At 61.5% G+C, this 5178-nt stretch carries 4 protein-coding genes; all 4 read right to left on the bottom strand.

What is annotated here, in order from left to right; all coding sequences use genetic code 11:
* Nucleotides 1–2345 (bottom strand): DUF6531 domain-containing protein (locus ABD002_RS12815; RefSeq protein WP_343791695.1); only part of this gene is annotated, 2345 nt, incomplete at its 3' end.
* Between the two features lie 776 nt (nt 2346–3121).
* Nucleotides 3122–3340: a hypothetical protein gene (locus tag ABD002_RS12810; RefSeq protein ID WP_343791693.1), complete on the bottom strand. Its 219-nt coding sequence runs from the start codon at nt 3338–3340 to the stop codon at nt 3122–3124.
* 141 nt (nt 3341–3481) lie between these two features.
* Entirely contained in the window at nt 3482–3802 is a 321-nt protein-coding gene (locus ABD002_RS12805) for a ribbon-helix-helix protein, CopG family (RefSeq protein WP_343791690.1), read from the bottom strand.
* 695 nt (nt 3803–4497) lie between these two features.
* A complete protein-coding gene (locus ABD002_RS19725) occupies nt 4498–5121 on the bottom strand; it encodes an RHS repeat-associated core domain-containing protein (RefSeq protein WP_425545131.1) in 624 nt (207 codons plus the stop codon).
* Between the last annotated feature and the right edge of the window lie 57 nt (nt 5122–5178).

The raw sequence follows: 5178 nt of genomic DNA, 5'->3' as shown, positions 1-5178 counted from the left end.
TAGCTGATCGCGGTCAGCCGGTTCAGCGCGTCGTAGGTGTAGGTGCTGGTCACGCCGCGGTTGTCGGTCTGGCTGATCCGGTTGCCGGCGGCATCGGAGTGATACCCGGTATCACCGGTGTCGTGGCTGTGCAGGCCGGTCAGGTTGTTCAGGCCGTCGTAGTCGTAGGTTGTCGCGATGAGATCCGGATCCTTCACGCTGCGCAGGTTGTCGCGCGTGTCGTAGGCGTAGTCGGTCTCGGTGTTCTTGGTCGCGGTATCCGCGCCGCCGACGTTCTGGATCGTCGCCTTCAGGCGATTGAAGCCGTCGTAGGCCTGCTGGGTCTGGTAGCCGAGACCGTCCGTGGACAGGGTCGGGTTGCCGTTGCCGTCGTAGCCGCCGCTGGCGGGATAGCTGACGGTCGGCGCGTTCGCTGCATTCGCGACCTGGGTCAGCCGGCTGAGCGTGTTGTAGGTGCGGCTGAGGCTGCGCTTGATCGCGCCGCTCGGATCCTTGACCTGCTCGACGAGGCGATTGCCGGCCGCGTCCAGGCACGTCGCAGTGCCGACGCCGCCCGGGCAGTAGTCGATGACGTTGCTGAGCGCATCGGTGATCTTGATCAGCCGGTGTGCGGCATCGTAGGTGTAGGCGAGGTAGTCGCCGTCCGACTGCGTGACCTTCGTGACGTTGCCGACCGCGTCGTAGGCGATCGTGGTGGTCGCATCCTGCGTAGTGTTCGCCGAGCCGTCCGCATTGGCGCGCACGGTGCGCGTCAGCAGCCAGCCACGCGGGTGGTAGGTGAAGTCGGTAGTGGTGCCGTTCGCATCCTGCGTCCGCGTGACCCGGCCGTTCTTGTCGTAGCTGACGGTCGTGGTGATCTGGCCGAGCGCGTTGGTGACCTTCCACAGGTCGCCGTGGCGGTGCGGGCAGGCGCCGTTGCTGGCGCAGGTCGAATCATCGGTTGGGTAGTAGGTGTAGGTCGCGACATCGTCCTGCCCTGCCGCCATGCCGGTATCGCCGGCTGGGCGCGGGCCGTTGACGGACGTGACCAGGCCGACCAGCGGGCAGGTGCCGGCGCTGACGTCGGCCTGCTCGCAATAGGTAGTGACCCAGCGGCGCACCTTCACGCCAACCAGCGGCGCCGTCGTGGCGCTGCAGGTATAGGCCATCGCCGCCGTGTCGCCGGGATCGATCTCGCAGCGAGCCGTTGCTTGACCGCGGTTGTTGTAGACCCAGTCCGTTTTTGCCTCGAGTCCGTTACTCGCGTTCAGCGTGCGGCGTTCGGTTGGCACGCGGAACGTCGGGTGCCAGGTGGTGACGATCGCGCGCTTGGACGAAGGAGTCGAGGTGTCGTTCGAGGCGTCGACGTGCTGCGTTTCCAAGCCCCGCAAGTCGTCATAGGTATAGGTCGTGAGGTTGCCGTTGAAGTCCGTCGCGTCCGTCGGATACCCAGCGTTGTCGTAGTGCTTGACTTGTGCCTCGCTGCCGCAACTCGCACACGGTTGACTGCTGCCGGTCAGTCGCTGTGCCCCCGCGATCAACGCATAGGTAAACGTCGTCGCGCCGAGCGGTGTCGTTACGTGGGTTGTCGTTGAGGACGGATAGCTGAAGCCGAACGTGTTGACTTGATGCGTAGCGTCGCCCCACAGCGTGCTGCTTTGCACGCGGTTGGATGTGTCATAGCTGTAGGTCGAGTAGCGCTGGCCGGTCTCGTCGGTAATACCGGTGAGCAAGGTCGGCTGTGCGCTCAGCTCGTAGGCATACGTGCGTTGACGGACCACGCCGCCGATATCGGTCCAGGTCACGCCGCTGAGTTCGTTGACCGGTGAATACTGGAACTGCAGCTGGCCGCCGGCCGAATCGGTGATCGATTGAAAGCGGGCGCCGTAGCCGTTGGAGGCCACCGCAAACGTGAGCGACCGTCCCTGGTCGTCCGCGACCGACGTCAACAGGCCACTGTTGGGGTCGTACGCCAGCATGAACTGGCGGCCGTCGCGCGTCTGGATGTTCGTCAGCAGGCCGGTGGCGTCGTAGGTCTCCTGATCGTCCTGATCCGATCGCAGCAGAAAGCCCGATCCTTGCGTCGTCAGGCGCAGACTGCTGCCACTACTAGGATTCCAGTGGCCGGTGCCGTCACTCGTGAAGAGCACGATCGTGCTGTCTGCCCGCAAGGCCCACAGCTGGGTCGGGGAGTCCGTCAAGAGAAGACGACGGTCGTAGGTATGCCGCCACTGACCGCCCAAGCCACTGCGTAGAAAATTGTTCGAGGGCCGCGACGTGTAGTAACGACGAAATTCAAAGGGCTTGCCGAAGTCCGTTTCGGTCCACGCCTTCTGGCCGGTCGTCACTTGGACGGGATTGCCCACGAGCGGACACATTTGAGGTGGCGTTCGGTCGTCGGGCCCTGCGCACCGATAGTTGATCGGGTTGCCCGTAACCGGATCGGTGGTCCAGGTCAGCGTGTACGGCGAGGGGCAGGCTCGAAACGGGGCGACCCAATTCTGAAAAGAGGATCTTGCATCGTAAGTCGCGGGACTTCCGCAGCCGTTCATCCACTGGGTTACGTGGAAACTGCACTGCAAGGTTCCGCCACAGAGTCCGCACGGCTCCCAAGCCGGACTATCGACCTCGATCCTCTGCGGTTCAGTGCATGCGGAATGCGAACGAGCGCGAATGAGCCATGCACATCCAGGGACGGGCGCATCGAAGGGGCCTGGGTCGGGGGTCTCGACTTGCTGCGAATACTTCCAGACGAACGGCACGTCCATCGCGCCGACGACGCCGATCGATAGAAATAGCCCCAGGACCAATGCAAAGAACAACTGGTTGCCTATGCACCGAACCACCATCCGCCTTCCCATCGTTGCCATATGACGCGCTGCTTCCTTCAGAGGGGGTGTTGCCTTATACCCGAAATTCGGAGGAGATCGAACCGTAGAAGTCTGGAGCGACTGCGTCCTGACAGACCGCACGCAGATGAGTTAGCACGGGAAGTCCGTGGCGGCATTGCGAACGATGTCAGAGTTCGGCCGCGCAGGTGCAAAGTGCTTTTGTCCCTTTGACTGCAAAGTATCGCGTCGCTGATATTGGGGCTCGGCATTGACCGAGCCCATTCCCATGATTTGATTTGTCAACCTGACGGTTACTTGCCCAGATGCTTCCGGATTGCGGAAACAGACACTCCCGCGGCGCTGACCGCCCATGCGTCATATCCGTGCATGTCGATCAATATCCGACCAGCGGGCGCCTTGATCCATAGTCGCCCTTCGAGCCAATCTCCGCGCTTGATCTTCGAGCGCACGGCATCCGGCGTATAGCCAGAAAGCTCCGAGAACTTGTCGATGGTTACATAGCGGAGCATTTCGCTGTGCGCATGCGGCCGTACGTTGATTGATCATCTTCGCTGTCCAGATGCAAGCAAGGCGCAGCAGCGGCCGGTGCGAGCTGCTCAGCCAGGGAAGTTCGGAGCGGTATTCTTTCCAAGCCTCTTTCTACGTGGCTGTCATGCTCGGATGGCGCGCCACGTCTTGCTGTATGTCGAGAACTTCCGTCTGAGCGCTGCGATCAGGGCGTGGGTCGTTTGCTCATGGCGCTCGATCACGCGATCGGCGTGTTCACGGATCACACCGCGCAACTCGGTCGTCAGGCGGTCTTGCCCTGCCTGCGGGTCGGTGCCGTCGAGGAAGGCGCGGATCGCTTCGCGGCCCAGCGCCGCCACATCCATTTGTCGTCGTCGGGCCAGCTCGCGCAGCCGCTCCAGGTCATGGCTGGGCAGGCGCAGGGTGAGGCGGTCGGTTTTCGTCTCGTCGTTCACGGTGGACATGCAGGCTCGGTTCCTGGCTGCGCGGAATGCGCGTCTTCACGATAATCCGTGCGCGCACCCCTTCCGGATCGGAGCCCCCCCCTATTTGGACGCGCGTTTCCGAGGGGCACATCCCCACGACGTTCAGCGAACGCGGTGGCTCGGCCATTGGCACACACCCTCATCTCAGCGTCTGCGACAGTCCGTCGATGGCAGACACGCCAACCCCGTCAGAACAAGGCCGCAGCCCTCGACGGCAGCCACCGATCGCCCACGGCTGCCACGCTGGCAGCCACGGCAACCGCTTGTCGCGCAATAAAAAAGGGGCGCTTTCGCGCCCCTTTGACTGCCATCGCAAGATGCGTCGGGTGTGCCCGATCAGCTCGGTACTGATCTTTCCTGAAGTACCTTCAACGCGCCAGGGCTCATAGGATCGACAGCAACGTGAATTTCCTGGCACTTGCCTTCAGATGTCGTTGCTTTGATTACATACGTCCGGGCGATGTTACTCAGCAAGAGATTACCCTGCAGCCAATAGCGCCAATGATTTCCACCTTCACTTATTCGGTCTACCCGCAGACCCTTAGCCGTCGCATATGTTTCGATGACGTCGAAATCTGACTGCCGCGGTCTCGACGTCCTCCACCGCAAATAGAGGGCTCCAAGGAACAAAGCGACCACAACAATGACCGGTAGGTACTTCACGCCGCTCGTTCCTAGTCGGAAGATGAAGATGAGAGAACGTAGTAGCACATGGCGGCTTTAGGTCCTGGGGTCCCAATCCCCAGTCCTGCTTCATTTACGCCAGATAGCGTGCCGTCATTATTGAAACCCACGTCCACTCCGCCTGTACCAGCAAAGGCTCCAAATCCACCTTCCGCAAACCATCCTTCATAGCGATGGGGATCTTTGCAGTTCGCTCCGCTCATCCCGCCCACTCTGCCGAAGGATATGCCTATGCCAGAGAAAGCTGATGTGCAAATTTTCGTGTACTTGTAGGTGTGCCTCTTTCCGCAATCATCAGTGCAGGTAAGCCAAGTCACACCACCACCACCTCCTGGTCGCCCAGGATATGGCACATAGAAGCCCTCTCCGCCAAAGTAGCTTGCGTCCTGGGGTTGAGGCATCCCACATGACGCGGGATCGTACATGCACACTGTATCGTCCAGCCCCTTCGAGTCGAAGCGTCTCAGGGGATTTCCACGAACATAAGCGTACGTGTTTGGTCCTCCCCTCAACCCAATCGGGTCACTCTCGACGTACCTGCCGGTGCTCGCCTCATAGTCCCGGAAGTAGTTGTAATTCAGTCCTGTCTCGGCGTCGTAATACTGGCCCGGCAACCGTACCCTTGACGCGACTCTGCGCCGACGACGGTGGGTCGCCTCGATGCAGCGCGG

Origin of the sequence: Dokdonella soli (assembly GCF_039523175.1) — a bacterium.
Lineage (GTDB): Bacteria > Pseudomonadota > Gammaproteobacteria > Xanthomonadales > Rhodanobacteraceae > Dokdonella_A > Dokdonella_A soli.
This window is presented reverse-complemented; position numbering and strand designations above follow the sequence as displayed.